Genomic DNA, 25,719 nt, shown 5'->3' on the forward strand with positions numbered 1-25,719 from the left:
GTCTCGCGTAGCTTCCTGAACGTGGAGTTGCGCGTCGAACCATGTAGTGAGCTGGACCTGGAGAGGCTTCTGTCTCAGGATCTGGTGCCGCACGTTGCGGCACATCATCGCGAGCGCTTCGCACTCCAAGGCGCGGGTGCTGCGACTTACCTTCTGGCCTGGCGTGGTCACCAGAACGTCGGGCGAGCGACGATCTACAACGAATCGAAGTACCGGCCCGTCCGTGTTACCTATCCGGCCACGGCCGAGATCAACGCGCTGGAGGCTTACCCTCAACGACAGGGGATCGGGACAGCGTTGATCGCCGCCGCTGAGTCACGCGCGGCGCATCGGAGGTTCCCTTCGATCGGACTCGCTGTCGAACCGAGCAATCCGGATGCACGTCGCCTGTACGAGCGTCTCGGTTATGTGCTGTGGGGGCGCGGGCGAGTAGTCGATGAGTGGGTCGAGCCACGAGATGACGGCGACCTGGTTCACCGGGACCCGTGCGACTACTTGATTAAGTCACTGTCATAGATGTCCCGTGAGCGATCGGCTGGCGATGCCGATGCATTGCCCTGATCTCGGTGTCCCCAAGGGAACTCTTGCGGTCAGCCGGGGTGCTTCTCGGTGAGCTAGGTGGTGAGGTTGTGCCAGTCCTTCAGTAGACCGATGAAGTATTGGGTTGTGCGTCCTTGTTCGGTCGTGGAGTGGTAGTGGGCGTATTCGGGCCAGCCGAAGAGCAGGGTGGCTAGGAGGGCGGCGAGCATCGAGCGTCGGAGATCGTCTGCGTCGATTCCGCGGTGCCTGGTGTAGGTGTTCAGGATCCCGCCGTAGGGCGGGTCGGCGCCGTCCGAATGAGCCCGTCCCCAGAGTGCGGCGAGGTCGATCGCGGGATAACCCATTCCGGTCACGGTCCAGTCCACCCAGACCACGTGGGGGCCGTCGAGCGGGAGGTTGCCGACGTGGCAGTCACCGTGGATGAAACAGCGGGGGACGGCGGCAAGTGCCGCGCCGAGCAGATCGGTGTCGTCAAGGACAGCGCCGAGCGATGGGCTGGCAGGAGTGTGCGACCAGTAGTTTTCGGCGACTTCGAAGGGTGGCTGTTGCAAGATGCTTTCTAGCCAGGGAGTGCCGTTCCAGGGGGCGCCGTCCGGGACCGGAAAGGAATGCAGCTCGGCGAGTTCGCGGGCGAGCCCGAGCCAGTCGGCGTCATCCCAGTCGGCAGCTGGACGGGTCTGGCCGTGTGCGGTTAGCAGGAGGACGGTCAGTTGGTCGGTGTCGACAGCCTGGAGCAACTGCGGGGTCTGGACGGGGACGTCGGTGGCCAGACTTTGGTAGAACGCGAGTTCGTGGCGTGCGAGGTCCTGCTCGTGGCGGGCACTGTTGATCTTCAGTACTGCGTCGAGGTTGTTGATGCGGACCTTGTACACGCCCGATTGGGACATCGACCCGGTGAGTTGGACGGCGTCGATATCGGTGGGCTGTCCGAGCGCCTCCAGTGCTGCAGTCACTGTCTTGTCAGGCATCAGGCCTCCATTTCAGCGGTTTCGGTCGGTGGCGGCAGTATTGATCATCTGGTCAAGCCGAATTGTCCGTACGATGCTGTGGTGGTGTCGGTAGTGGATCTGTTGAGCGTTGATCTGCAGCACGAGTTCGCGTCGCCGGGTGGCGGCCTTTATCGTCGGCGGGACTGCGTGCCCTTCCTCACCGACGTCGTCTTTCCGACTGCCCGCGCACGGCAGTGGCGGGTCCACGAAATCGTCTCCGATTACCGAGACCCGGGGAAGCCCGCTGGTGAGTGGCATTGTGCGCCTGGACGCTGGGCCGGAGAATCGCTGGTGCCGAGCGACTTGCTCGTCAGCGAACCCTGGGTGAAGGCCACCCCGTCGCCGGCCTGGACGCGTTCCGGCGCCGGCGACGAGCATGTTGAACCTGGTCCGGCCGAGCCGGATCCGGACGGGTTCACCGCGTGGCTTGATCGCACGATCGGTCGGCCGGATCCCGAGCGAACAGTCGTTGTCGTTGGCTTGATGCTCGAGGTGTGTGTGCTCAGCACCCTGCAGGAGCTGACCTTCCGCGGCTACCGTCCGAGCGTCCTCCTGGAGGGCGTGGACACCCATTCCGGAGACCAAGCCGAGAAACTGCAACTCGCGGACACGCTGTTCCCCTTCTGGGGAACCCCGGTTCGCTGGCATCAACTCAGCGTCTGATTCGATCCCGTTGGGGGTCCAGGGGACATCGGCTCCTGCGCGGCGATGGATCGCCTTGTGGGTGCGTCGATGCTGTTGACGGCGTAGGGGACGGCTGAGACGCTGCTGGTGTGCGCACAGGGTTATGAGTTGCTGGAAGCGACGGTCCGTTGGGCGGGTGAGTCGATTGGCGCCGAGATCGAATCGATGCAGCCTCTGCGTGATGGTCACTCTCCGTGGCGATTGCAGGTTCGGGGTGGCGATGATGTGGTTTTGCGCGTCACGCAGCCGGGCTGGCGTAACGCGGATCCGGTCCGGACGAACGCTGCCGCGCTCCGGGTTGCCGAGCGGAATGACCTGGCGGCACCGCGACTATTGGCCGTGGACTGGGACGGTGAGCTGGCGGGGACCCCGGCGACGGTCGAGACCGTCCTGTCGGGCAGTAGTGCTCCGCCATCGAGGGTGTCCCCGAGCAGACTGCGGGCGTTTGGCGCTGCGATCGCGAGGGTTCACACGGTTCCGCTTGAACCACGGACGTGGCTGCCGCATCTGACGCGATCGAAGCAGTATGACCATCCGATGATGCGTCGTTGGGCCGCGCTATATAGGTCGTCTCCCGATAGCGAAAAGTCGGACATAGTCCGGCGGCTCGGCCAGCTCACCGGCATGTCGCAGGAAACCATCCTTCGAACAATCGACGCGCCTCCTGGCTCAGCGCTGCTGCACGTGGCCGACGAGCGGGTCAGGGCGACCCCTCGCCTGGAGGGGCAGTCGGTCCTTTTGCACGGCGACGTCTGGGCCGGAAACGCACTGTGGGATGGCGACAAGTGTGTCGGCTTGATCGATTGGAAGGATGCGGGAGTGGGTGATCCGGGTATCGATCTGGGCTTGCTACGGCTCAACATGACACTCCAGTACGGCAGTAACGCGGCGAGCTACGTGCTGGAAGGATGGCAAGGCGCTGCCGGTCGCGCCGCCACGCACCTCGCGTACTGGGACACCGTCGCCGCTCTCAACACCCCGACGGTGCTGGACGATCCAGGTTTTGATGACGACGGCGAGGTTGTGAGTGCTGAGGTCGTCAGCAGACGTCGAGACACCTTTCTGGCGGAGGCACTATCAGCTGTGTGGTGAGGTGCCCGTTCAACGATCGCCGGGCAGGGAACGTCTTGCGGTGCGGCTACTTGGGCCGTGGCTGGTTTGAGCTGTCTGTGTTGTGTGCGGTGCCGAGCCAGGTTTCAAGGACTGTCTGACCTTGGAGTCTCAAATGACGACACCCTGGCGCCCGGTGAACGGCGCGCTAACAACAACGCATCTGAGCACATCGACGGGAAGCTCCTGGCGCGCGGATGGGCGTCCTGTGTTCGCTCGCCAGGCTCGCTGGGCGAAGAACCGTCGCTGGCATCCCTTGGCTCTTGGGCCCCGGGGATTCCAACTGGAAGCATCCCTGGGACCGGAGCTGGGTGGCCCGCGATAGCCACGCACCGTTGGCTGCCGTGTGTGTGTATTGGTTTCGGGGCTGGGGCCGTACGCTTCCGGTGGGCGGGGCCGCAGCGATGGTCCCCGGATTCATTGCGATTCCCGGGAGAGGGCGACGGCTGTGGCAGGTAGCGCGAGGTGGGTCTCCTGGGCCGGATTCATCGGGTTGGCCGGATCGGTTCCCCGGTGGCTGCGGGTCGTTGTCGCGGTGACGAGTGTGGCGGTGGGTGCGGTTGTGATCGTACGGCCCACGACGTCGTTGGACACTCTGGCCTGGATCATCGGTGCCGGTCTCATCCTGGCGGGGGCGATTCGGCTGCTGGAGCATCGCAAAGGGTCCGGATCCGGCATGGCATCGGCCGGTCTGGGTCTTGTCGTCGCGGTGATCGCCGGTCTGGTGGTGTGGTGGTTGCCCGGGCTGACGGTACGGCTGCTTGCGGTGTTCGTCGGGGCGGGCATCGTCGTCAGTGGTGGGTTGCGGCTGGTCGACGGTTTCCGCAACCGCGGCAGCGTCGGGGCGCGGTCGCGCTTGATCTTGTTCGGGATGGCCGAGATCGTCTTCGGGGTGCTGGCGCTGGTGTGGCCGGACATCACGTTGTTGTTCGTTGCGGTGTTGTTCGGTGCTCGTCTGATCATGGCCGGCTTGGCCGGCCTCTGGGACGTGTTCTTTCCCGACGAGGCACATCACCTGCCTGCTCGACCCGCCACCGGGTCCGGTCGGATGCGGCGGGTTGCGCGTGTCATCGGTCCGTTCGTGGCAGTCGCTCTGGCGGCAGGTGGGGTCGGTGCGAGCGAGACCCTGCGTCGTGGGGCGCCGGCAATCGATGCGTTCTACACCGCTCCTCGGGAGGTTCCGTCACAGCCCGGGCAGCTGATCCGCTTCGATCCGTTCACGCGGGGAGTCCCCGCCGATGCGGTCGGTTGGCGCATCCTGTACACGACGACGCGTGGCGACGGCAGCGCCGCGATCGCCAGCGGACTGGTGGTCGTGCCTCGGCGTAGCGGCGGTGGTTGGCCCGTCATCGACTGGGCGCACGGAACGACGGGCTATGCGGCGGCCTGCGCGCCGTCACTGGCGACCCGGCCATTCGAGTCGGGCGCGCTGTTCATCCTTGGTCAGGTCATCGACAACGGGTGGGCCCTGGTCGCGACCGACTACATCGGATTGGGGACCGCCGGGCCACACCCGTATCTGATCGGGCCGGACAGTGCCCATGCGGTCCTCGACGCTGTTCGTGCCGCCCGCCAGCTGACCCAGGCACACCTCGGACAGCAGACCGTTGTCTGGGGACACTCACAGGGTGGTGGGGCTGCGCTGTGGACCGGCGCAGTGGCACGCCAATACGCGCCAGGATTGAACATTCAGGGCGTCGCGGCGCTCGCACCGGCGAGCAATCTGCCGGCACTGGTCGACAACCTTCCCACCATCACCGGCGGCAGCATCTTCGCCTCCTATGTGATGGCCGCGTACGCAGCCGTCTATCCGGATATCAGCATCAACTCCTACATCCGGCCCGGTGTCAAGACCGTGCTCACCGAAATGGCGAAGCGATGTCTGGCCGAACCGTCGGCCCTCGTCTCGGTGCTGCACGCGCTCGCTCTGACGAAGGATCCAGAGATATTCCGACGGGATCCGAACACCGGAGCATTGGGTAAGCATCTGGCTGCGAATGTGCCTCCCGCCACCATTCCCATGTCACTTCTGATTGCCCAGGGAGGGTCAGACCCGCTGGTCCTGCCGGCGACTCAGTCAGGCTATGTGGACAGCCTGTGTGCCGCCGGCCAGGCGGTCGACTACCGGACCTATGCTGGCCTTGATCACGTCGGGCTGGTCGAGGCCGAATCGCCGCTGGTCCCCGACCTCCTGGACTGGACCCACGACCGCTTCGCGGGGCAGCCGACGAGCGCTGGGTGCACGCTGACCCAACGCTAGAAATGGCGATCACAGCCGCATCGGTCAACCTGGTGGCAGCTGCCACCGACCAAGAAGATACGGCCAGTGCTGAGGATCGGTTATTCCCATTCCTATGCCAGTCGCGGCAGCTCCACGCTCCGACAACTGACCAGCTACCCCGTGCGGGTGTGCCCGCTCATGGATCCCTTGTGACACACCACGGAGCTGATCAGAGATCCCCATGATCAACTGTGTCGTTCAGCGAACGTCTTGCGGAGCCGCCGGTTTTGTGACCGAGGATGGCCTGCCCCGGGGCGACGCGTCACCGATGACGAAGCATGCTCGGCAGTCAACCAGCCATCATTTGATCATCGGCCGACAACCCATGGACCATTGCCAGCCATGACGGGCTTCTCTGGGACCATCGAGGAGCTCGACCAGACGGGCCAGCAACGCCTCCTGCATGAGTTCCTGATCGTTGCCCGTCTGCGCGTCACGCGGCCACCCGGCCCGGGGGGAGATCCTCCGCGTTCATCACACGCGGAGGGCAGGCTGGCTGCCAACCTCCTGATCGCTTGTTTGCCCAGCTGTTTCCATCCACGGCGGAGTCAAGCCTCGACGGCGGACAGTGGCAGCCGAGCGAGGGCCATCGACTCGGTCGTATGTTGTGGTCATGCTGGACGCACAGTCGCGCGAGATCGCTGCGGCGTACGGGGCCGGCCGTTCGGTGGCGTGTCTCGCACGTCAGTATGGGCGATCCGAAAGTTGGGTGAAAGGCGTCCTCAGGGCGCAAGGCGTCCAATTGCGCGGCAGATGGGAACACCCACTGAACCGCGACGAGGTTGTTGCCGAGTACCTGGCGGGCGCGAGCGCGGCGGCCATCGCGGAGAGACACGGACGAGCGGCGACGACCATCGCGGCGATCCTCCGGCAGCGGAATGTGCGCCGGCGGACGCGTTGGGACAACCTGCCGCCGGTAGATGTGGCGGCCGTCATCGGTGACTATCTGGACGGAGCGTCGCTACGCACCGTGGCCGGTCGGCATCGCCGGTCGATCACGTGGGTTCGCGAGACTCTGGCTTCTGTAGGGATTCCACGCCGGGCGCGGGGTGGGTCCTATAAGGATGTGTCGGACAAGCTGATCGTTCGGCTGCGGGACGATGCCTGCCTCAGTTGGGATGAGATCGCTGAACGAGTGGGGATGAAGCCGGAGAGTGTCGCGGCGCGCTATTCGGCGGCGCCCGGTGCTCTTGGCCATCCTCGGTACAACTTCGCGGGAGCCGCAACCGACGTCGAGGTCTGGCTGAGAAACGATGCCGCGAACCATCGCCAGGAGATCGTCTCTGCATATCGGGCAGGTCGGAGTTCTGAATCTCTGGCTCGGCGATGGGGCATTTCGCAGCGGACTGTCGAGCGATGGGTTGGCGGGAGCGACAACTCATGAATCTGTAATCGGCACGACCATGATCAACTGCTCCAGGGCAGAGATGATCTTGGTCGGCGCCGAATGATCTTTGTCACCGATGTGGCCGCCGCGTGGTTGGGCCATCACCTCTGCCCGACCGTCCGTCTTCGTCAGACAGCGTGGGCTGTTTCTTGGCCATCTCTCTCCGTCTGGCGACGGCACGGTCGAGTACGGCTTCGATGTCGACGCCTCGGGTTTTGGCTCGGTCGCGGGTGTTTGCCTTTGCTTCTTGGGCCGCTTGTTTGAGCCGTTCGGCGAGGTAGGTCTGGTCCTCTTTTCGGATGGATCCGTCCCACGGGTTGTTGCGGGGTGCCCATCGGCGAGGGTCGGGCATGGTCTCGCCGGGGCCGTACGTGTGTCCGGTCACGGGGTCGATGCCGAGTTCGGGACCGTTGGTTGTGAGGGCGGCTCGGATGGTTCCGGCCGACTTGTAGCCGAAGACGGCGGCGATCTGGTTGTAGGTGTGACCTTGGGATCGCAGATAGGCCGCGACACGGATCTGCTCTTCGGTCCAGCGTGTTCTGTCTTGTTTGGTGACCAGCTCTGGAGCGATGTCGCTGTCTTCGCGGAGTGCTCGGCTGACCTGTTCATCGCTCATCCCGAGTTCCGCGCCGATCTCTGTGTAGGGCTTGCCGGCGCGTCGCATCTCTACGGCTCGGACGCGTTGTTCGTCGGTCCAGAGGACGCGCCTGATCCGGTGGCCGCGGATCTCGACGCGGTCGTGGTTGGCGGCGTGGAGTGCGTCGAGGCTGGCTTGTACGGCGGTGTCGTCGGGGAGGTCGCCGATGACATTGCGTGGCAGGGTGACGCCTCTGGGGCTGAACAGGATGCTGGCGAAGTAGAGATCTGAATTGGTCGCCGGCTCAATCGGAGTCGCACTGAAGGCTTCGGCGGCGGATTCTGTCGGCGTGCCAGGCGCGACCCGTTGGGACAGCACCTTCTCGGCGGGCGGATGAAGGGCGAGAAGTTCTGATTGCAGCATGAGCGGCAGGTGGTGGAACGAAGTGGTAGCAAAGTCGGTGTCAAAGCCTCGCTCGGTGAGCCAGCTTCGTTTGGCTGCTCGCCTGGTGGTGGCCCACTGCTTGGCGGCGTGTGCCTGCCAGGCTTTGGGCGTGGCGGGGCCGATGGGCCGGCCGTTGCGATGCAGGACGTGGGCCTGCCCGCTTGCCAGACTGACGGCGACGGCGTGGGTCTCGGCGGCGGTGACCGGTGGAGTGGGTTTGCGGTAGAGGGGCGGGTCGGCGGTGGCGTGGAACGCTCGGGCGTACCACTGTTCGGCCAGGGCTTGGCGGATGCCGACGGGTCGTTGTGGCTGCCGTTGGAAGATCTGGCTGATGCGTCCGCGGAGGGCTGCCTCGAGGTAGCTCGGGCGTGCTTCGGCGATCTGGTCTGCGACGAGTCGGGCGTCGCGGGCGAGTTCGATCACGACGTCGACGACGATGGCTGAGTCTGCTCCGGTGCGCCGGCGGACGAGGGCCATCATCTTTTCGGCTTCGGCGCCGTCGATCGGTGCGTTCGCGGGTGCCATGAGCCCGCGGGCGAGCTGGTTCTCCACGACGCGTACGTACCAGGCTTGGAGGGTTCGCCGGGTGATGGACGGCGTGCGGCTTGGTGTGGGTGTGGGCCAGAAGGTCTCGAACCGGCTGGTCGCGGCGGCGCGTTCGGCGAGCAGGAGGCGCTCGGTGACTGCGGCTGCGTCGGCTTCGGCAGTCTTCTGGATAAGTCGGGCTCGAGCGAATGCCGTGCTGGCCGCGGTCGTTTGGTCGGCCATCACGGGTCCTGGCGGAGCTCGTCGATGTCGAGACCGAGGTCGGCGAGGAGCTGTTCGTCGGTGTCGGCCTGGCTCCACTCGGTGAGCGCTTGCTCCTTGGCGGCCTTCGTCCGTTGGGCTTTGGCGCGGAGCGCGGCCATGGCTCGGATGAAGTCGGGGTCCTGCGGTTCGGGCGGCGGGTCGTCTCCGTACGGCTGGTCGGGTGGCTCGGTGGTGCTCATCGACTACCTCCGCTTCCGGGCAGGGCGTGCTCGATCGGGGCGCGTCCGATCGACATGGTCCAGAGGGCTGCCCAGGTCGATTCGAGTTCGTAGGTGCGGCCGACGAGGAGTACGGCCTCACTGAAGGCGTTGATCATCTTTGCGGTGTGATCAGCGACCGAGAATGTGGTGGCGATGATCATTCCGGTGTTTTGGCGGTAGACGTTGATCGTGTTGCCGAAGCAGCGGATCATCAGCGCGATCCTTGGTGGTCGTCGGGTCGGGTCCCTTGTGCCGAAGGGTTCAAGCCCGTATTGGTCCGGATCGCCGATGTGGGCGTGATCGATGATCATGACGGGGCGCTGCAGGTTGAGGAAGGCCGGTGGCAGGATCAGCCAGCCGTCGGTGAAGCCGAGCCGCGCCACCTGCGCGATGGGCGCCGGTGTTGGTGCTGTGAGCGTGGCGATCATGTCCTTGGTCCCAGGCTTTGGAGTGTTTCTTCGGGTTCGGGTGTCGTACGGGGTTCGCGGTGGTTGCCGTCGAAGCAGTCGGCGGGGACCCATTGGCGCATGCGTTGGAGGAAGCCGGGGAGCCAGCGGTCGTGCCACGTCTGGGCTGCGTCGGTGTTGGCTTTGGCGTCGTTGAAGGCGTGTTGCCAGCTCGCGACGAGGGTGGCGATCTCGGCTGCGAGTCCACCGTGTTGTTCCCAGCAGTAGGGGATGCGTTGGGTGTGAGCTTGGGGCGCGTAACGCAGGTTGTACCAGGCGACCCAGGTGGGCAGTACGTCGACGCCGTGCATGGGTGCCGGTTGGTGGTAGCACCAGCGTGCGGTGCGGAGTTTTCCTTCGCGGGTGTCGACGAGGCGGTCGAGGACGCCGTCGATCGCTTCCAGGATGCGGCTGTGCTGGGCGACCATGTCGCGCAACGATCGCAGTTCCTGGCGAAGTTGCTCGACATCGGTCGATGGGTTGCCGAAGAAGTCGTCGGGCCCGTCCAGGGGATCCTCGTCGTAGGTGTCGTCGCTCATCGTGCTGCCAGCTCTCGGACGAGTGATCGTGTCGGCTCGTTGGTGAGTTCGGTGACCTGGCCGGAGCGGATGACTTGGGCGTCGGCCTGGAGTTGTTTCCAGTCGGCGCGTTTCCAGGCGGGGACCAGTCGTACGATCGCGGCAGGCATGGATCGCATGATCAGCAGGGCGCGTCCGCGTGGGAGTTGGCGTACCGCGGCGGGTTCGAGGATGTCGGTGCGTTCGACGCCGATGTGGATGGTTCCGGGGTCGGTGAAGCCGCGTCCGTTCTGGCGGCTGCGGCGTTCCTCGAGACGGCGGCCGGCGAGCAGCGATGCCCACTTGAGGGTGTCTTCGGACTTGAGGCCGCCGAAGATCGTCAGTGCGGTCGTGTTGTCAAAGAGGGTGCCGGCCTTCTTGCCCCAGCGGGATTGTGCCTGGGCGGGTGACTGTAGGGCGTAGTGGACGAGCACGCCACGGCCGGCGGAGTCGGACAGGGTGTCGGGCAGGTCCGGCAGTGGGCAGATCGAGGCGACTTCGTCGAGTACTGCAGTGAAGGGTGGCGCGAGGCGTTCCCGTCCGGTGGTGTTGCTGTCGGCGATCGCCAGCCGGCGTGCGGTGTCGAGGACGTCTTGCACGTAGGCGGTGATCAGCGGGGCCTGGGAGGCGGCGTCGTCCTCGGAGCCGATCACGTAGACGGTGCCGCCGCTGCGGACGAAGTCAGCCGGGTCGAAGCCGGGCTCGCCGGCTCGGGGCAGGGCGCTGGTGGTGACGTCGGGGTCGGTGAGGCAGGCGATGGCGTCGCGGATGGTCTCCCAGATCCCGGACCTGGTTTCCTCGACCACCGCTTGGGCTTGTTGGAGAGTTCGGCGGACGGCGGCGTACTGCGGCCAGGCCCGGAGGATGTCGGCGGCTTCGGTGTCGAGGTCGTTCTGGCACCAGCCGACGAAGTCGTCGAGCGGTGCTCCGGAGATGCCGGCCGCGAGGAGGTAGGCGGTGAGGATGTCGACGGCGCGGCGTTCGAAGAAGGCGTGGTTGCCGGCCTGGCCGTCGTACCCGTCTCCGGTGGTGGCACGGAGGAGTGCCTGGGCGCGGCGTTTGGCGTCTTTGACTGTGATGCATCCGCGCGTGGGGTTCCAGCGCACGGTCGACGGCCAGTGGGAGGAGCCGGTCAGGTCGAGGACCTGGACTGGTGAGCTGCGGCGTTCGCGGGCCTTGGCGGTGAGGAGGAACAGGTCGAGTTTGGTGGAGGTGACGATTAGTCCGCCGGGTGCGGCGATGACCTTGTGGATCAGGTCCATCAGGGTCTTGCCGGACTGTTGGGGTGCGATCACGCCGGTCGCGTTCTCCAGCGGCAACCACAGCGGGTCGTGGCCGACAGCCGAACGATGCAACGGAATGCCGACATCCGAGGCGCCGGCGAGTCGCCGCGCTCTCCGGTCCAGGTCTGGTCGGGTTGTCCGGGCACGTTTGCGACAGGTGGCGGTCGACAGCTCGCGGGCAAGATCGGCACGGCTGGCGAAGCCGGAACCTGTCGGCGCCAAGTACCGGTACGCCATGATCGCGAACCATCGGTAACCGCCACCGACGACGATGATCAACAGCGTGGTCAGAAACCAGAACAGGCTCGGCGCGACACTGAGGTTGAGGAGTCGGCCGACGGTTCCCGGATGATGCCAAAGCCCGGCGACGACGCTCAGCCACTGCCTGCCCTCTGCGGGGTCCGGCACGTTAGACAGAGCGGCCAGACCCATACCGGTGACCATCGGGGTCATCGCAACGGCGAGCAGCCCGATCATGATCAGCAGTACGGCGTCGGCTGCGGCATGACGTCGGTCTGAAGCTGTGTACCAATACCACATCGGCTATGCAGCCCCTTCGGTCTCGCCGTCGCCGGGCACGTCGACCGCCGCTCCGGACTTCCTGAATTCGGCATCCACGGCGTCGTTCACGTCGTCGCGCGGCTCGTGCGCGGCCGGGTACTTGCGGCTCCCCATGCGAGAGTCGGTCTGGATCAGGTCCCATTCGTAGCCGTCGCGGAGGACGGTGTGATCGACGACGAAGGATCGCTGGGCGACCTTCCACAGAGCTGTCGCTTGCGGGAGCCGGGGTAGGAGTTCGGCTTCAACATCGGTGAGGTTGAGCGTGGACCGGGTGATCGGCACTTGATCGTCGGCCTGGTTGTAGATGATGCGGGTGGAGCAGTCGGCCAGCAGCCCCAGCGCCAGTTCGCGGACCTCGGGGGCGGCGCCCATCAGGTCGGAGATCCGGTGCAAGGCGATCATGGTCGCTGACCCGGAAGTGACGTCATCGCCACGGGCGAGCTTCTGTCCTTCGGAGATCCGGCGGACGATGTGCGGGTAGCGGATCTGCCGCCAGCACTCATCCAGGACGCGCACCCATTGGTCGTCGGTGAAGGTGAGGATCTGGTCGACCAGAGCCTGACCGCAGGTCATGGTGAGGGCGACGCCGGCGTCGGAGGAGCGGATCCGGGAGATGTCGATGACAACGCCGGGCCGGTCCCAGTCGATCTCGACCGATTCACCGTCGAAGACTCCTTTGAGTGCGCCCTTGATCATCGCCCGGAACCGCAACGCGAGATCGAGACAGTCCTCGGCCAGGATCGACAGAGGGACCGGGATCGCGGCGGCCACCTCCGCGGTCGGGTTGAGCAGCAGTTCGCTGAATTCGGCCAGGTTCGGTTGCCGCATCCGGTCGGCAGCGACGTTGTCGCTCTGCCGGGTGAGTTGGGCGAGGGCTTGTTCGATCCCGGTCTCCTCGCGGGCGGTGAGGGGGCGTCCGGAGGCGGTGGCGCCGAGAGCGTTGAGGAGCAGGAGTCGTTGCTGTTCCATCAGTTCGATGTAGGTGTGCTCGCCGACGTGGGCCGGCCGGGCGGGCGCGTAGAGCGGGTTGAGCGCCTTGCCCATGCCGGGGCCGAGTTGGACGAGGGTGGCGCCGACGGCGCGGGCGAGTGGTGCCATCTCGCCCTTGGTGTCGGCGGGGTTGATGAACCGGACCCCGAAGGCCAGCAGCCGCAGCACCATCGTCTTGATCAACGAGGACTTGCCGGACCCGATAGTGCCGAAGATCGCCACGTTGGGGTTCGGCAGCACACCGGCCCGGTAGAGCTCGAACGGATCGAACCGGAACGCGCCGCGGGTGAACCGGTCGCGGCCGATGTAGGCGCCGTCGGCTGTCAGCCCGTGCTCGGCCACGAACGGGTAGGTGCCGGCGATCTGTGCGGTGGTCTCCTCCTGGGCCCGCAGCCGCAGGCGGTGGAAGATCCGTCCGGCCTGGCCGCCTGCCGGGCCTCGGCCGGTTGGGGCGAGGTCGAGACTGCCCAGGACGTCGGCCAGCGAGTCGTCGGCATGTTGGGCGGGTGGCCGCGTTCGCCAGGGTGTCCGTGGTGCGGTGACCGGGAGCAGAGTCGGATCACTGTGCGGACGTCCTGCTCGTGCCGGGTTCATCGCAGGCCTCGTGCGAGGGGTAGGGCGGCGGCGCCGAAGGCCTGGTCGTGTTCGCCGGACAGGCGTGCGATCTCGAGCTGGGACCGCTGGGCCAGGGACTCGATCTCACCGGAGGCCGCCTCAAGCTCGGCCAGGTCGGCTGCCGACACGGACAGCAGACCGAGCATTCGGTAGAGGCCGTGACCGGCGACCAGTTCGGACTCCCGGCGGTCGACATCGGTGGCCTCGACCTCATGACGCCGGGTCGTACGGCGCCGGAACCGTTGCCGCAGGGCGGCTTCCGAGGTCACCCCGGACTGCCGGATGGTGACGCGACGGTTGGCGCGACTGGGACTGAGCGGCTCGAGGATGATCGACACCGTCCGCTGGTAGCGGCTGGACAGTAGCAGCGGTGAGAGGAACGCTGCCTCGACGTATTGACGGGGCCATTGCAGGATCCACCAGCAGCGGTGGATCGCCGAATCGGTCCGGTAGTGCGACCATGCGTTCTCCGCACGCATCGGCCCGCAGATCGCCGGGTCGACCCCGGACGGCAGCCCGTCGTCCCCGCCGCTGTTGTCGCCGAGACCGCCACCGCGCCGCTGGATCAGCGGCCGGGACGCCGGGTCGTAGGACGTACGGATGATCTCGCCGAGCAGCCGGGGCGAGCACCAGCCCTCGACCCGCACCCCGGCTGCCCGGAGACCTTCGGTCAGCTTGTCGACCTCGCGGATGACGACTGCCGCGGCACCGGTGTGGCCACCGCCGGCCTGCCGGATCTCCGAACCCGCCCGGCGCGCGTCGACGCTGACGGAGACGAAGCATTCGTGTGCCTGTGTCGATCCGTCGACCGCCGCCAGCAACTGCTCGTAGTTCGCTGCCTGCAAGGTGCCGTCGTGGATGCCGCGGCGGGACCAGTCGCGCTGCAGTGCGTCACCGGAGTCGGGCAGGGTGCGCTCCAGGACCTGGATCCGGCTGACGACCGCGGTCTCGGAGCAGAGCTGGGCGAGCAGGTTGCCCCAGGCCTCGACCCGGGACTTTCGGATGGCAGTCTCGAGGAGCGCGAAGGTCGATCCCTCGAGGGCCAGGACTCCGGTGTAGGTCTTGGCGTACGGGTCGTGGACGATCGCGACCTCCGCGCCACCCGCGCCGTCGACGGCGAAGTTGATCATCTTCAGATGCGCCAGGTCCCCGGGAAGCACGAACCCGGCGGTGTCGGTGTTGCCCATGCGGAACACACCTCCTAGGTAGACGTCGTGGCCGGTCAGCCGCTGGATCCAGAAGTTGATCACGACCGGCACGTACTCGACCACGGTCCGGCCACGCAACGGCACGAACGCGACCGTCAGGCAAGCGGCGGCAATCACCACCCAAGCGACTCGCATCGGCGCGCTCGTCCCGGTGTTGAAGATCCTGGTCGTCGTCCAGACCGCCGCGACACCCAGGACCAGCTGGGAGGTGGTCATCCCGAGCAACCAGCCCCGCGACTCCCGCGGCCCGAACCGCACCTGCTGGCTACTCATGATCATCCGCTCCATGATCATTTGGCCCGTGATCATCATCGGCGGGTGCAGGCGGCAGTGCGTGCGGACCTTCGGGCGGCTCCGCGTCGGGCAGCACGGTGCCGGGAATGATCAGGTGTGAATCTGGGCTGACGTCCGCGCCACCGTCGATCGCGGGCCGGTGCGTCTCAGGCGGGGTCTGCTGCACGATGGTGACCTTCGAGCTGGACGGCTCTCGTGTGTTCGAGCCACTCTTGGATGCGGACTGTTGCTCACCCTGCTGGTCACCCCCGCCAGTCGAGGTCTGACCGTTGCGGTAGGGGAGACGGCTGACCGGCGGCCCGGGGACATGAGGTGCCTCCACGTCGCCGAAGACTCCGCCGCCGGTGGCCGCATGGCCGGCGAGCCACCTGCCCCCTGACTCAGCGGCACTGATCGCGAGTACCGCCCCCATCGCAGCCACTCCGATCGGCCCGGCAGCGCCGGCTGCTCTCGTCTGCGCAGCTCCGCCCGCAGAAACGGGGCCGGTCCGACCGAGCGCTGCACGGCTGCCGGAGGATCCCGCGAGGACAGGCGTGGGGGCGTTGCGGTCCATGATCATCCGGAGCATGTCGCCACTTGACACCATCGACTGGGAGGCCTGCGCACTCACCCCTCCCGAAGCATGCGGTGCGGCGCCTGCTGCTGAGGAGCTCATCAGTCCGCCGGAGAACCGGTAGATCACGCCTGGCAGTAGGGCCGCCAGCAGGATGATCGCCACGCCCAGGAGAGCGTCGGAGAAGCTGGCCTGCGCCTGGCCCTTCGAGGGGACGGACACCATCACCGAGCCGACCCGTACGGCGATCACAATCAGCGGTTTCGCCAGCAGCATCGCGATGAACATGCGTAGAGCTGCATGGAACCATTCGCGGGTCAAGCGCGGGCCGGCGGCGCCTGCGAGGGTGAGAGGCAGGGCCACGATGATCATCAACAGCGCGATGTTGCGCATCAGCAGCGCGACCAGGGTGGCGACGATCGCAATGATCAAGAGTACGCAGATCAAGATCGCGGCGAAGCTGCCCACCTCGTAGTTCGGCCGAATGCCCACGGTCGTGGTCGGGGCGGCGTTGCTGACGTACTCGACCCAGGTCAGGAACTGCCGGCCCGCCCGGTCAAGATCGGTGGTACCCGATGCGTCGGGCCGGCCGGCGAGCCACTTGCTGATCTCATCCGAAGCTTTCATCAGTAGGACTGCGATGGCCGCACCACCGGACCAGAACAGCCCCCAGGTGATCACACCGAAGATCGTGCCGCCGAGCCGTCGGAAGTCCATTCGGATCACAGAGATGATCAAGGAAATCAGCACGACTCCCAGCAGAAGCATCGCGCCGACGCTGCCGACATCGCTGTACACGGAGACGATGCCATGGTTGCGCCAGCCGTCGAGTAAGCCGATCACCTGGGTCTTGGAGGTCAGGACGGTCAGCAGGCCTTGCCACAGTCCGACAACGGACTGCTGCAACCAGACATGGACCTGCTGGGCGAGGCAGTCGAAGGTTGCCGGGGCGGACGTGATGCAGGCAAGCTTCTGCGCGGCCGGCACAACCCTGTCCAGGAACAGCTTGCGGGCCGGATCGAGGAGCTTGTCCATCGCCGCGGTGCAGAACCTGACCGCCGGGAGCGCGAACGCGGGAATGGCCTGCTCGCACGCGGCGCGGATCCCGATGTTGTTGCCGTCCGGATCGACGTCCTCGACGATCACCGACTGGCACACCTTCTTCACGTTCACCGTGGCGGGCAACTTCGGGATCACCGGCACCGTCCGGCACACCGAGGTGGCGACCTGCTCGGCCACCTGGCGTCGCTGTTGGGTGGTCGGCGACGCGCTCGCCTGTGTCACGGCGGTGCCGGTCAGGGCAGCACCGAGCAGCAGAGTGATCAACAGCCTGCGCACGAGAGGCCGGACACGCTGGCCGAGGGCCGGCCAAATCAGGGGCCGGCGGCTGGGTGGGATTGGTTCATCGGGCTGCATTGGCGTACTCGAACCAGGTCTGGTCTGCGGAGTCGGTGATGTCGCCGGGATCGGAGGGGACCTTCGTGAGGATGGCGCGCTTTTCGGCGCTGGTCGGATTGCCAGCCGTGTCGGCGGGATCGCTGGCCGCACCGCCGACCTTGGCGATCAGCTCGCCGCCGAGTTTCCAGTCACCGCCGGCCCACACGACTCGTACGGCGTCGATCGCCCACAGCTGGGTGGTCGTTCCGTCGGTTTCGGTGGTGACTTCGGGTGCCCAGACGTAGATGGTCGCGTCTGTGCGGGAGTAATTCGCGACGGCGTACGCGCCCCGAGCGGGCTGGAGCTGGTCGGCGGTCAGTCCGTGCATGCCGGAGCGGATCTCGTCGCAGGAGTGGATCAGCGCCGTGCGGGCCGTCGTATCGGCGGCTGCGGCCTGTGCCATGGCGTCTGCCTTTGCTTTGTCGGTGATCCGGAACGAGTTGAGCCACATCAGGTAGTTCGTCGCCGCGGTGGCTGCACCGTCCGGGGTATCGGGGAATCCGAGCGGCAGGCCGTCCGGTCCGGTGGTGCGTCCTCCCCCTCCGGCTGCGGCGGTGCCGCGTTGCAGGCCCGGTTGCGGGGTGCTGGATGGGCTGGGCGACGCGGCGGTCGAAGGGTCCGATGGCCCTGGGCTCAGCGTGCTCGGCTGGGTGGTCGGGCTGGGTGATGGGGGAGTGGTGGCGCTGTGCGATCGGCCGGCCCGGTAGGCGACCACGCCGATGACGGCGAGGACGACGACGAGAGCGATCACGATGGCGACGGTGCGGCGGGGGTTGCCTCGCATGAGCGCCTCCTTGCATCACGGGGACTGAGTCAGGCTCCTGCGTTGTAGAAGAAGTTGATCAGAGTTGCCGAGATGCCCACAAGGAAGGCGACGCCCAGGGATGCGAAGATTCCGATCTTTCCGACAGTGCTGGACTGATGAAATCCCAGCCGTGGACCGATCGCCAGGATCAGCCCGGACAGCAACAAGCCGACCAGGCAGGCGATGATGGCGTAGAAGCCGATCGCATTGATCAGCTCCTTGATCGCCGCACTTCCGGGAGCGTTCTGAGCGCCGGCGGCGATGTCGGGCCCGTTGACGACGTCGTTGCCCTTGCCGGGCGGTGCGGCCCAGGCCGCGACCGGCGCCGCGGCCAGCGCGAGGGCTGCCATCGCTGCCGTAGCGGCCGTGGTGGTTGCGGTGACGATAGTGCGCTTATGCATGCGAATGTTCCTCTGGGAGAGTGGGCGACGAGGTGCTCGCCGTGGGTCGGGTGGAGCTGTAGCCAGCGGAGTTGCAGACGGTGGAGTTGTAGACATCGGCGCAGAGGCGGATCAGGACTCGGTGGAGCGCCCGCGGCGTCTGACGTCCTGACGGTAAGGGTGTTCCCGGCTTGAGTGCGGTGTGTGCGGGAAACCTGTGGACAGAGCGGCACCGGATTCCCAGCGCAGTGGCTGCTGCCTTGCTGCCTGGGTCCACCGGCCCGACGCCGTGGTTGACGACGACCGTCAGACGGTCCCGTCCGACGCGCTGGACATCCTGCAGCCAGATCAACGCGGCAGCGGTGTCGGCGAGGCTGGCTCGGTCTGGCCGGGATAGCAGGACGATCGAGCTCGCAGGGTAGGTCGCTGCGACCTGCAGGGTCTTCGCGAGTCCGGCGGGTGAGTCGATGATGCGGACCGGGCGGCCGTCGGCGGGCGCACCGATGTCGGCCAGGATCCGTACGCGGCCGCCGACCGGGGTCACGGCGATGTGGTCGAGATCCGGTGGCACACCCCACCGGGTCCGGGACCGGGACAGCGGAGACGGATCGAGTTCGCCCAGGGCTATCGGCCGATGGAGTTGGGCGTACGGGAGGCCGGCGAGGGTCAGCGCGAACAGACCGGCCAGCGTCGTCCGACCGACTCCGCCTGCGAGGCTGCACACGGCGACGACCTGGTCGGCGGGCCAATGCGCCAACGCGAGCTGATCCGTGACTTGCGATTGCGAGAGCCGGTGGCCGCCCGACTGGGCAGAGCGGCTGGGCGGCGTGAGTTGCGTGTCGTCGTTTGCTGTCTCGGTCAGGCGGCGGTTACGAGCGAGGTCGACCGAAACCGGCCGGGCGCCGTACCCCGTACGGCCCGGTGCGCTGGTTCTTGAGAGTCCAGCCATGCCCGAGACTATAACTGTAGTTATCGGAGTGCGCTAGATGTGGAGCCTAAGTATCTGTTCCAGAGTTGCATCAGCTCCGTACCTGCTGTGCTTGAGGAAGACCTTGTGGGATGCTGGATCGAGCCGCGGAAACGGTGGGCCGACCCGACCGGACATGCTCGGAAGGCGAGGCAGCGCAGACAGCAAACAGGCAGTGAGAACAGACAGGTGTGCAGTGGTTGACGAGGGCATCCCGAACTTGGCCGACAAGCTCAACCGTCTGTTCGCCACGGTGCCCGGTCCGGGCAGGAACGGCCTGTACTCCAACGAAACCGCTGCCAAGGCACTCAGTGAGCGGGGAATCACCGTCTCGGGTGTCCACATCTCTCACCTCAGGTCAGGCCGACGGGACAATCCGTCGGCAAGGCTGCTTGCCGCGTTGGCCGACCTGTTCGGAGTACCGATCGGCTACTTCTTCGACCAGAAGCTGGAAGAGCGGATCGCCAGCGAACTGGATGCGTTGACAGCATTCAAAGATGCACGTGCCAAGGGCCTCATGCTGCGAGCACAAGGCCTGAGTCCAGAGAGCATGGAGCATCTCGAAGTGATCATGGAACGACTCCGTCGGATCGAGGGTCTCGATGACCGCAAAGAGGCAAAGAGCTAGAACCGCCCAACGCGTCAGGTCCGCCGCGGCGCGGACCGACCATCTGGTGCCCGCAACAGGCCTGGTCGACGACCTGGTCCGATCCGTGTCCGGCGAACGGGGCCGACCGATCCACGTGGTCGAAGAAGACCTTGGCCCCAACGAGCCGAGCGGGCTGTGGGTCGCCGGTGAGGGCGTCGACCTGATCGTGATCCCGACCAGCATCGGATCCTCGCAACGTACGGCGATCATCTGTCACGAATTGGCGCACATCCTGCTTGGCCACGTGCCCATCGGGGCTGATTCTGATCTTGACGGACTGGTGGATCTTGTCGCGCCCCATGTCGATGCCGCGGTGGCCAAGCAGATGCTGGGACGCTTCTCGTACGCCGATGATCTTGAAGCCGAAGCGGAGGCGTTTGGCACCATCCTCGTAACGAAACTTGCCGATCGGACACGGCGGCTACGTCTCAAGGGCGACTCAGTTTCGGACAGGCTGCGATGATGCTGACGGCTGCGGTCGCGATCGCTTGGTCGGCGGCCATCTATCGACTCGTCGTATCGGCATCCCAGTCCCGGACACTGTGGCGATCTTCGTTCACCGCAGTGACCATCACCGTGGCCATCGCGTCGACGCTTTACGACTTCCGCCTCGCGATCGATCGCTACCTCAGTGCTCCAAATCTTGCTGATCTGCTGGCCCGGCTCACGATCAGCGTCGGTGCGGGCTTCTTGCTGGTCTATCTCCACACGTTGCGCTCAGACACCGTTCCTGTCGGTGCTTTGGTCGGCTACGCGACGGTCACAGTTGCCGTGCTGATCACGATGTCCAGCGCCTGGCTCCTCGGATCCTTTCACTCTCGTGAGATCGATGATCTTCTGACAGTCTTGTCAACTGATGTGGCGGTCTACTGTTTGGCCTTCTGGTCAATGCTCGGAGTTTCACTCGCCGCTATGTCGTGGACCTGCTTCGGGCGGTGGAGGACGGCGCATCACCAGGACCCGGCCCGGGAGGTGAGCATGCTGCTCATCGCTGGTGCGGGAATCCTCGGGCTTGCCGTCGTGGTCCTTTGGGCCCTGTCGCTGGTGCTGACGATGGCGAACCACGCCGGCGCTGATGCCAATGCCGCAGGAGACCGCCTGCTTCCCGTTGCGGCCGCGATGTCGTCGGTCGGCATCATCAGCTTGCTCGTGGTGCCCTATCTCGCCACATTGCACGTCACCCGGATGCGGTGGCGAGCCCTCAGGCCTCTCTGGCGTGCTCTCGTCGAACGCTATCCGGAGGTGCATCTCGAAGCTCAGCCACAAGGCGGACCACTCACGAGGCTCCAGTTCGGATTGGAGCGCATGATCATCGAGATTTTCGATGCGCTGCGGATTGCACCCGTCGGCGACTACCCGGCCGACGTCGGCAAAGCCGAGGCGATCATCCGCGCGATCATGACCAATCCCGTACGTCAGGCGAACCGTCACGCCGCCGACCTCCTTGATCATTCCGAATCCCGCGATGACGATCTTGATCAACTGATCGCCCTCGCCGGAGCGTTCGAGAGGCTGCACCATGCATCGTCATGAGGAGCGCCGCAGACGAACCGCAGCGCTTGCCGAACTTGACCCAGAGCAGGACTGGCATGAGATCTACAAGCGACTCACGCTCTCCGAGCTGCCCGCCGAAGCCCGCTTCGGATTCCAACTCGCCTTCTACCGGCCACTCGCGGTACCTCGCATGGCAAAGCTGCTGCAAAGCACCGGGCACATGCAGTTCGACACCACCCGACGCGCCTACGACACCGGACTGATCATGCACGAGATCATCTACGGCGGCGTCGACTCCGACCGCGCTAGGCGCATGGTGAAACTCCTGAACCGGCTCCACGACCGCTCCGACATCCATGCCGAGGACATGACGTATCTCCTGGCAGCGCTGATGGTCGTACCCACCCGATTCATGGACCGATACGGATGGCGCACCGTCACCAACGCCGAACGCCGCGCCACCTGGCGATTCTGGGACGCCGTCGGCGATCGCATGACCATCTCCGACCGGCCGGCATCCTACGACGATGCCGAAGTCCGGCTCGACCGGTACGAGGAGACCGAGTTCGCGGCCAGCGAGGCAGGGGCGCTGCTCACCAACGCCGCGATCAACGCCCTTCGTGACCGACTACCCCGGCCGGTACGACCATTCGGACCACAACTCACCAGCACCCTCGTCGGCGATCCCAGGGTCTCCCGCGCACTCTCGCTGCCAGCGCCGAACCCCTTCTTCACAGGATTAGCCGCGGGCGTCGCAGGCGTCCGCCGTCAGCTGCAACGCCGGCGAGCACCGTCGACGAAGGTCTGGTTCACTCCGGGCCAGCCTGCCGGGGAGATCTATCCGCACGGCTACGAGCTGGACCAACTCGGTCCTCAGGAACACTAGACATCACCGAGTCCGTTCTGTAGTTTCGAGTCAGCGACAACTACCGAACCAGGGTTGTGCACTGATGCGAAAGCTCACGCTGGCCACACTCACGCTCCTGCTGGCTGCTGCAGTCGCCCTGATTGCCTCCGACGTGGGCGACTCGAGAACCAGCGGTCAGCCAGCACACCGAGCGGCAATGGCCGTGCCAGAGTCGGCAGGCACGCCAACAGTCGCGCCGATGTACAGCACTCCGGAGTCGCCCGTTTCATCGAGCGCCCAACCGACATGGGCCGGGGCGGCGGAAGAATTCGTCCAGACCTTCCTCGACACATCCTCAAGCCGCACAACTCGACTCGACGCCATCGCAAGTCCCAGGCTCGCGGTACTGCTTGCCCGAACCGACCCCGGCAAGATCCCGAAGGCGAAGCCATCGGACGTCCCGCGACTCGTGGACGACACCGGATCAGTCGTCACCGTCAGCCAGCAACTCTCAGATGGTTCCGCCTTCTCATTTGATCTGGTGCCCGACACGACTCGACAAGCCGGCTGGGTCGTCACCAGCGTCAGACCAGGAGAGCGGTGACATGCGCCGGCTTCTGGTCCTCGGATCACTCGCTGTCGCCTTGGTCATCTTCCTACCATTCTCAGGATTCCTGACTGCGAGGAATGCCGCGACAACCACCACGACGCAGTGCAGCACCAACGATGGAATCTCTCAACCCATCACCGGACCGATTCCCACAGTGTCAGGCCTGACATCGGCGCAGGTCCAACTGGCCAAGATCATCTGGAGCGAAGCCCACCGACTTCAAGATCAACTCCACGGACCCGCCGATCAAGCAGCCGTCATAGGAATCGCCGTGGCCTCACAGGAAAGCACCCTCGGCGCCAACCCGGCCATCGCACGGCCCAACGCCGACGGAGACGCGGGGCCATTCCAGCAGCGTCAACTTCCCGGCTGGTACGGAACCCTCGCCCAGGTCACCAACCCGGCCTACGCCGCCACGACCTTCTTTCTCGGACACACCATCACAGCCGCCCAGGCCGTGGCGGCGGGGACACGACCCGCGGGTGCCGCCGGCTACCACATCACCGGGCTCGCAGATGTACGCAACTGGCCAAACCTCGACATCATCGACGCCGCCGACCAAGTGCAACGTTCCGCCTTTCCTGATGCCGTCGCGGATGACATCCCACTCGCCCGCCAACTGGTTGCGAAATTCGACGCAGGGAAAGGGAAATCGGTCGCCAGCCTGCCGAATGCCGAGCTGACGACTGCGACGTGCGGCGGCACAACGACACCACAGCAAATGGCTCAGACCGTTGCCATTGGGAAGGCGGTGACACCGGTGGAGCAGTACACGATCACTGCCACCTTCGGCGAAGTCGGATCATGGGCTCGATACCACACCGGCCTCGACTTCGCTGCGCCGATCGGGACGCCCGTCCGCGCGGCTCTGTCCGGAACTGTGACCCACGCCGGCTTCGGCGGGGCGGCCGCCAGTTGGGCCGGCGATTACGTCACCATCAAGCATGCCGACGGCACTAGCACGCTTTACGCGCACATGTCAGCGATCTTTGTAGTCTCGGGCCAGGCTGTCTCGACCGCGGATCGGATCGGATCAATTGGCGTTACTGGGCGTAGCTTTGGCCCGCACCTGCACTTCGAGGCCTATCCGAAGGGCGTCCAGCCGGGTGCGATCTATCGGGCTACCGACCCGGCAAAGTGGCTGGGTCAGCATGACGTCGTCGGAAGGTTCTCGCCGGGTGATCGCTGAAGACCTGGGGCTCGGAGATTGACGGCGCGTGTGTCGATTGAGGATTCACGAGTCCGAAGGCGTCATAGGCGGCGAAATGTCGCAGGGTGAAACCACGAGCGGGCCGACCACTTGTGGCTCTGGATCTCGCACCCTCCGACAGGGAGCCTGGCGAAGAAGCTGTGGACCGCCCGACGCTCCGGCGCTACGCCTAGGCCAGCCCAGTTTGTTGAGCCCGCCCAATCGCCTAGCTAACGGAGTCGACTGGAACCGCGCCAAGCTCGGCAGGAGCCCCAGAGTTGGCTGGCCACAATCCTTGACTCTGGAAATACTGCGCGGCTTCGGGCTCCTCGACGAACTCGAGAAGATTGCCGACCTTTGTCTGAAGGATGTCTCGGACCTGGGCGGGCGTTGCGAAGAAGAACTCCCGGCGGAGGTTGACTCGGTTGACGCGTGCCTCGCTGAACGCGTGGTGTAGTTCGTTCTCCAGTTGTACGGCATCTTCTGCGAAGTAGATTGCATGCACGTCGAACGGGAATGGGACGGAGGCGTCGCCGAGTTCTCGGACTCTGTCGAGGGGGTCGAGGCGGCGGGTCAGGCCGATCTTGACTACTCGGGGGCCGAAGGCGCCGATGTTGCTGATGACGTAGACGAAGCCGGCGCGGATATTCGCCGCCCGGTAGTCATTCTGCTCGATGGCCTCGTCGATCTTGGCGATGCGGTCCTCGAGCTCGGCCGCCTCGGTGGTCTTGCCCTGTTCGTGTAGTGCGGCGATCGTGTTTGTGTAGTGAGCTCGTTCCTTGTTGAGTCGCTCGCGCTCGGCAGCCAGTTCTTGTTCCGCTTTGCGTTCTTCGCGGAGACGGTCCCGTTCCTCCCACGCCCGTTCGCGTTCCTCCTGCACCTTGAACAGGAAGTCCGAGGTGAGTTCGAGCTCTTGGATACGCAACGCGTGATAGGAGGGATCGACCCGCATCTCCATCATCGCGCCCAACCGTGCGATCGTCTCGACCGAGGAGTCGAGACGCTTCGTTGCCGCATCAACTGATCCAGCTTTCAGGGATCGGACGCAGTTGTCCGCTTCAGCGTTATACGCGCGCAGCATGAGCTTGGAGAAGTCGCTGGTCATACGTCGGCCCTGTGCCAGTGAGTTGTTATACGCGAAGCGATCGGACGCAAGTATTGCCGTTTTGCCACGGATAGCCGTCTTGATCTTCTCGCGGATCTCGGCCAAGCGCTGCCTGTAGGCCTCGGCATTCTCGAGGGGGTGGTGGTACTCATAGATGCCAACCTGCTGGAGGAGCATTGCGTCGTTCAACTCGACGAGCTGTTCACGAGCTGCTGCGATCTTTGCCGCAAGCGCGGCCGACTCTTGTACCTCTTTGGCGTGTTGGTCAGCGGCCTCCTCCTTCTTCTCGGCCAGATCGGCTTCTGCCTTCGTTAGCCTGATGCGGAGGTCGGCATTGGTGGCCCGCTCGCTCTCGAGCTCGACGCGTAGCTCGTCAAGATCGGGCTGTGCCGGGGCCGTGTCTTCGGCAGGCTGTTCGAGTGAAGTCGGCCTTGATGAAGGCACCTCGGGTTGTTCCGTGGGAGGTTGCGGATCAGGTGCCCGTGGCTTACCCGGCCGGGCATCTGGCGCAGGTGATGGCGTCGGTCCAAAGTCGGCGGATTGAGTCTGCGGATCCGCTGGTTGCGGTGTTTCGGGCAGCCAGAAATTCCAGCCTGGCGGTGCGGGAGGCCAGAACGGGTCGGGCTTCCAACCTTGTGGGGGTAGCCAGCCTGGCGGTGGTGGCGGCCATCCAGGGGGCGGGTTGAATCGCATGTCGCTCATGCTCG

The 25,719-nt window shown here is 65.6% G+C and carries 24 protein-coding genes; 11 read left to right on the forward strand and 13 right to left on the reverse strand.

Annotated elements, in window-relative coordinates:
* The first annotated feature begins 21 nt into the window (after positions 1-21).
* A complete protein-coding gene (locus IEY07_RS20750) occupies positions 22-516 on the forward strand; it encodes a GNAT family N-acetyltransferase (RefSeq protein WP_229670438.1) in 495 nt (164 codons plus the stop codon).
* A gap of 98 nt (positions 517-614) precedes the next feature.
* On the opposite strand, the gene IEY07_RS20755 is transcribed toward IEY07_RS20750, so the two are convergent.
* A complete protein-coding gene (locus IEY07_RS20755; RefSeq protein ID WP_188897474.1) occupies positions 615-1,508 on the reverse strand; it encodes an aminoglycoside phosphotransferase family protein in 894 nt (297 codons plus the stop codon).
* 312 nt (positions 1,509-1,820) lie between these two features.
* Here IEY07_RS20755 and IEY07_RS24880 point away from each other — a divergent pair, with 312 nt between their 5' ends.
* The 4 genes from IEY07_RS24880 (at position 1,821) to IEY07_RS20775 (ending at position 6,988) form a co-directional block, all read left to right on the forward strand.
* Positions 1,821-2,192, forward strand: coding sequence for a hypothetical protein (locus IEY07_RS24880; protein WP_373288901.1), 372 nt, complete (start codon positions 1,821-1,823; stop codon positions 2,190-2,192).
* A 129-nt stretch (positions 2,193-2,321) separates the two neighbouring features.
* The gene (locus IEY07_RS20765) at positions 2,322-3,305 is read left to right on the forward strand and encodes a phosphotransferase family protein (RefSeq protein WP_188897478.1); all 984 of its coding nucleotides are present in this window, start codon (positions 2,322-2,324) and stop codon (positions 3,303-3,305) included.
* A 466-nt stretch (positions 3,306-3,771) separates the two neighbouring features.
* Positions 3,772-5,583: a lipase family protein gene (locus IEY07_RS20770; RefSeq protein WP_229670439.1), complete on the forward strand. Its 1,812-nt coding sequence runs from the start codon at positions 3,772-3,774 to the stop codon at positions 5,581-5,583.
* A gap of 634 nt (positions 5,584-6,217) precedes the next feature.
* Positions 6,218-6,988, forward strand: coding sequence for a helix-turn-helix domain-containing protein (locus IEY07_RS20775; protein ID WP_188897479.1), 771 nt, complete (start codon positions 6,218-6,220; stop codon positions 6,986-6,988).
* A gap of 73 nt (positions 6,989-7,061) precedes the next feature.
* On the opposite strand, the gene IEY07_RS20780 is transcribed toward IEY07_RS20775, so the two are convergent.
* The 11 genes from IEY07_RS20780 to IEY07_RS20830 all read right to left on the reverse strand — a co-directional run bounded on the left by IEY07_RS20780 (position 7,062) and on the right by IEY07_RS20830 (position 19,100).
* On the reverse strand, positions 7,062-8,780 hold the full coding sequence (locus IEY07_RS20780) for a hypothetical protein (RefSeq protein ID WP_188897481.1): 1,719 nt from the start codon (positions 8,778-8,780) through the stop codon (positions 7,062-7,064).
* A complete protein-coding gene (locus IEY07_RS20785) occupies positions 8,780-9,001 on the reverse strand; it encodes a hypothetical protein (protein WP_188897483.1) in 222 nt (73 codons plus the stop codon). The genes IEY07_RS20780 and IEY07_RS20785 overlap by 1 nt, the downstream gene beginning before the upstream one ends.
* Positions 8,998-9,450 carry a hypothetical protein gene (locus IEY07_RS20790; protein WP_188897485.1) on the reverse strand — a complete coding sequence of 151 codons (453 nt, stop codon included), beginning with the start codon at positions 9,448-9,450 and terminating at the stop codon, positions 8,998-9,000. The genes IEY07_RS20785 and IEY07_RS20790 overlap by 4 nt, the downstream gene beginning before the upstream one ends.
* Positions 9,447-10,007, reverse strand: coding sequence for a hypothetical protein (locus tag IEY07_RS20795; protein WP_188897487.1), 561 nt, complete (start codon positions 10,005-10,007; stop codon positions 9,447-9,449). The genes IEY07_RS20790 and IEY07_RS20795 overlap by 4 nt, the downstream gene beginning before the upstream one ends.
* Positions 10,004-11,848 carry a type IV secretory system conjugative DNA transfer family protein gene (locus tag IEY07_RS20800; RefSeq protein ID WP_188897489.1) on the reverse strand — a complete coding sequence of 615 codons (1,845 nt, stop codon included), beginning with the start codon at positions 11,846-11,848 and terminating at the stop codon, positions 10,004-10,006. Before IEY07_RS20800 ends, IEY07_RS20795 begins: the two co-directional genes overlap by 4 nt.
* A 3-nt stretch (positions 11,849-11,851) precedes the next feature.
* On the reverse strand, positions 11,852-13,453 hold the full coding sequence (locus tag IEY07_RS20805; protein ID WP_188897491.1) for a putative type IV secretion/conjugal transfer ATPase: 1,602 nt from the start codon (positions 13,451-13,453) through the stop codon (positions 11,852-11,854).
* On the reverse strand, positions 13,450-14,961 hold the full coding sequence (locus tag IEY07_RS20810) for an SCO6880 family protein (protein ID WP_188897493.1): 1,512 nt from the start codon (positions 14,959-14,961) through the stop codon (positions 13,450-13,452). Before IEY07_RS20810 ends, IEY07_RS20805 begins: the two co-directional genes overlap by 4 nt.
* On the reverse strand, positions 14,948-16,867 hold the full coding sequence (locus IEY07_RS20815) for a hypothetical protein (protein ID WP_188897495.1): 1,920 nt from the start codon (positions 16,865-16,867) through the stop codon (positions 14,948-14,950). Before IEY07_RS20815 ends, IEY07_RS20810 begins: the two co-directional genes overlap by 14 nt.
* 64 nt (positions 16,868-16,931) lie before the next feature.
* The gene (locus tag IEY07_RS20820; protein ID WP_188897497.1) at positions 16,932-17,750 is read right to left on the reverse strand and encodes a DUF8175 domain-containg protein; all 819 of its coding nucleotides are present in this window, start codon (positions 17,748-17,750) and stop codon (positions 16,932-16,934) included.
* 29 nt (positions 17,751-17,779) lie between these two features.
* Positions 17,780-18,172, reverse strand: coding sequence for a DUF6112 family protein (locus IEY07_RS20825; protein ID WP_188897499.1), 393 nt, complete (start codon positions 18,170-18,172; stop codon positions 17,780-17,782).
* Positions 18,165-19,100 (reverse strand): hypothetical protein, encoded by a 936-nt coding sequence (locus tag IEY07_RS20830; protein ID WP_188897501.1) that lies wholly within the window; start codon positions 19,098-19,100, stop codon positions 18,165-18,167. The genes IEY07_RS20825 and IEY07_RS20830 overlap by 8 nt, the downstream gene beginning before the upstream one ends.
* Before the next feature lie 214 nt (positions 19,101-19,314).
* Here IEY07_RS20830 and IEY07_RS20835 point away from each other — a divergent pair, with 214 nt between their 5' ends.
* The 6 genes from IEY07_RS20835 to IEY07_RS20860 all read left to right on the forward strand — a co-directional run bounded on the left by IEY07_RS20835 (position 19,315) and on the right by IEY07_RS20860 (position 23,907).
* Positions 19,315-19,746 (forward strand): XRE family transcriptional regulator, encoded by a 432-nt coding sequence (locus IEY07_RS20835; protein WP_188897503.1) that lies wholly within the window; start codon positions 19,315-19,317, stop codon positions 19,744-19,746.
* A 46-nt stretch (positions 19,747-19,792) separates the two neighbouring features.
* Positions 19,793-20,230, forward strand: coding sequence for a hypothetical protein (locus tag IEY07_RS20840; protein ID WP_188897504.1), 438 nt, complete (start codon positions 19,793-19,795; stop codon positions 20,228-20,230).
* Positions 20,231-20,331: 101 nt separating this feature from the next.
* Positions 20,332-21,300 carry a DUF6545 domain-containing protein gene (locus IEY07_RS20845; RefSeq protein WP_188897506.1) on the forward strand — a complete coding sequence of 323 codons (969 nt, stop codon included), beginning with the start codon at positions 20,332-20,334 and terminating at the stop codon, positions 21,298-21,300.
* On the forward strand, positions 21,287-22,147 hold the full coding sequence (locus IEY07_RS20850; RefSeq protein ID WP_188897508.1) for an oxygenase MpaB family protein: 861 nt from the start codon (positions 21,287-21,289) through the stop codon (positions 22,145-22,147). The genes IEY07_RS20845 and IEY07_RS20850 overlap by 14 nt, the downstream gene beginning before the upstream one ends.
* A gap of 64 nt (positions 22,148-22,211) precedes the next feature.
* Positions 22,212-22,712: a hypothetical protein gene (locus tag IEY07_RS20855; protein WP_188897510.1), complete on the forward strand. Its 501-nt coding sequence runs from the start codon at positions 22,212-22,214 to the stop codon at positions 22,710-22,712.
* A 277-nt stretch (positions 22,713-22,989) separates the two neighbouring features.
* Positions 22,990-23,907: a M23 family metallopeptidase gene (locus tag IEY07_RS20860; protein ID WP_188897512.1), complete on the forward strand. Its 918-nt coding sequence runs from the start codon at positions 22,990-22,992 to the stop codon at positions 23,905-23,907.
* A 226-nt stretch (positions 23,908-24,133) separates the two neighbouring features.
* Here IEY07_RS20860 and IEY07_RS20865 read toward each other — a convergent pair whose 3' ends face one another.
* Positions 24,134-25,714 carry an SNIPE associated domain-containing protein gene (locus tag IEY07_RS20865; RefSeq protein ID WP_229670440.1) on the reverse strand — a complete coding sequence of 527 codons (1,581 nt, stop codon included), beginning with the start codon at positions 25,712-25,714 and terminating at the stop codon, positions 24,134-24,136.
* Positions 25,715-25,719: the final 5 nt, after the last annotated feature.

The sequence above is a fragment of the Microlunatus endophyticus genome (genome assembly GCF_014646195.1).
GTDB classification, from domain to species: Bacteria; Actinomycetota; Actinomycetes; order Propionibacteriales; family Propionibacteriaceae; genus Microlunatus; species Microlunatus endophyticus.

Excerpts from the sequence above, each read along its gene's own strand:
- IEY07_RS20795 (WP_188897487.1), bottom strand. The coding sequence starts at position 10,007 with ATGAGCGACGACACCTACGACGAGGATCCCCTGGACGGGCCCGACGAC.
- IEY07_RS20790 (WP_188897485.1), bottom strand. The coding sequence starts at position 9,450 with ATGATCGCCACGCTCACAGCACCAACACCGGCGCCCATCGCGCAGGTG.
- IEY07_RS20780 (WP_188897481.1), bottom strand. The coding sequence starts at position 8,780 with ATGGCCGACCAAACGACCGCGGCCAGCACGGCATTCGCTCGAGCCCGA.
- IEY07_RS20800 (WP_188897489.1), bottom strand. The coding sequence starts at position 11,848 with ATGTGGTATTGGTACACAGCTTCAGACCGACGTCATGCCGCAGCCGAC.
- IEY07_RS20865 (WP_229670440.1), bottom strand. The coding sequence starts at position 25,714 with ATGAGCGACATGCGATTCAACCCGCCCCCTGGATGGCCGCCACCACCG.
- IEY07_RS20755 (WP_188897474.1), bottom strand. The coding sequence starts at position 1,508 with ATGCCTGACAAGACAGTGACTGCAGCACTGGAGGCGCTCGGACAGCCC.
- IEY07_RS20810 (WP_188897493.1), bottom strand. The coding sequence starts at position 14,961 with ATGATCATGAGTAGCCAGCAGGTGCGGTTCGGGCCGCGGGAGTCGCGG.
- IEY07_RS20820 (WP_188897497.1), bottom strand. The coding sequence starts at position 17,750 with ATGCGAGGCAACCCCCGCCGCACCGTCGCCATCGTGATCGCTCTCGTC.
- IEY07_RS20785 (WP_188897483.1), bottom strand. The coding sequence starts at position 9,001 with ATGAGCACCACCGAGCCACCCGACCAGCCGTACGGAGACGACCCGCCG.
- IEY07_RS20850 (WP_188897508.1), top strand. The coding sequence starts at position 21,287 with ATGCATCGTCATGAGGAGCGCCGCAGACGAACCGCAGCGCTTGCCGAA.
- IEY07_RS20830 (WP_188897501.1), bottom strand. The coding sequence starts at position 19,100 with ATGGCTGGACTCTCAAGAACCAGCGCACCGGGCCGTACGGGGTACGGC.
- IEY07_RS20855 (WP_188897510.1), top strand. The coding sequence starts at position 22,212 with ATGCGAAAGCTCACGCTGGCCACACTCACGCTCCTGCTGGCTGCTGCA.
- IEY07_RS20805 (WP_188897491.1), bottom strand. The coding sequence starts at position 13,453 with ATGAACCCGGCACGAGCAGGACGTCCGCACAGTGATCCGACTCTGCTC.
- IEY07_RS20775 (WP_188897479.1), top strand. The coding sequence starts at position 6,218 with ATGCTGGACGCACAGTCGCGCGAGATCGCTGCGGCGTACGGGGCCGGC.
- IEY07_RS20825 (WP_188897499.1), bottom strand. The coding sequence starts at position 18,172 with ATGCATAAGCGCACTATCGTCACCGCAACCACCACGGCCGCTACGGCA.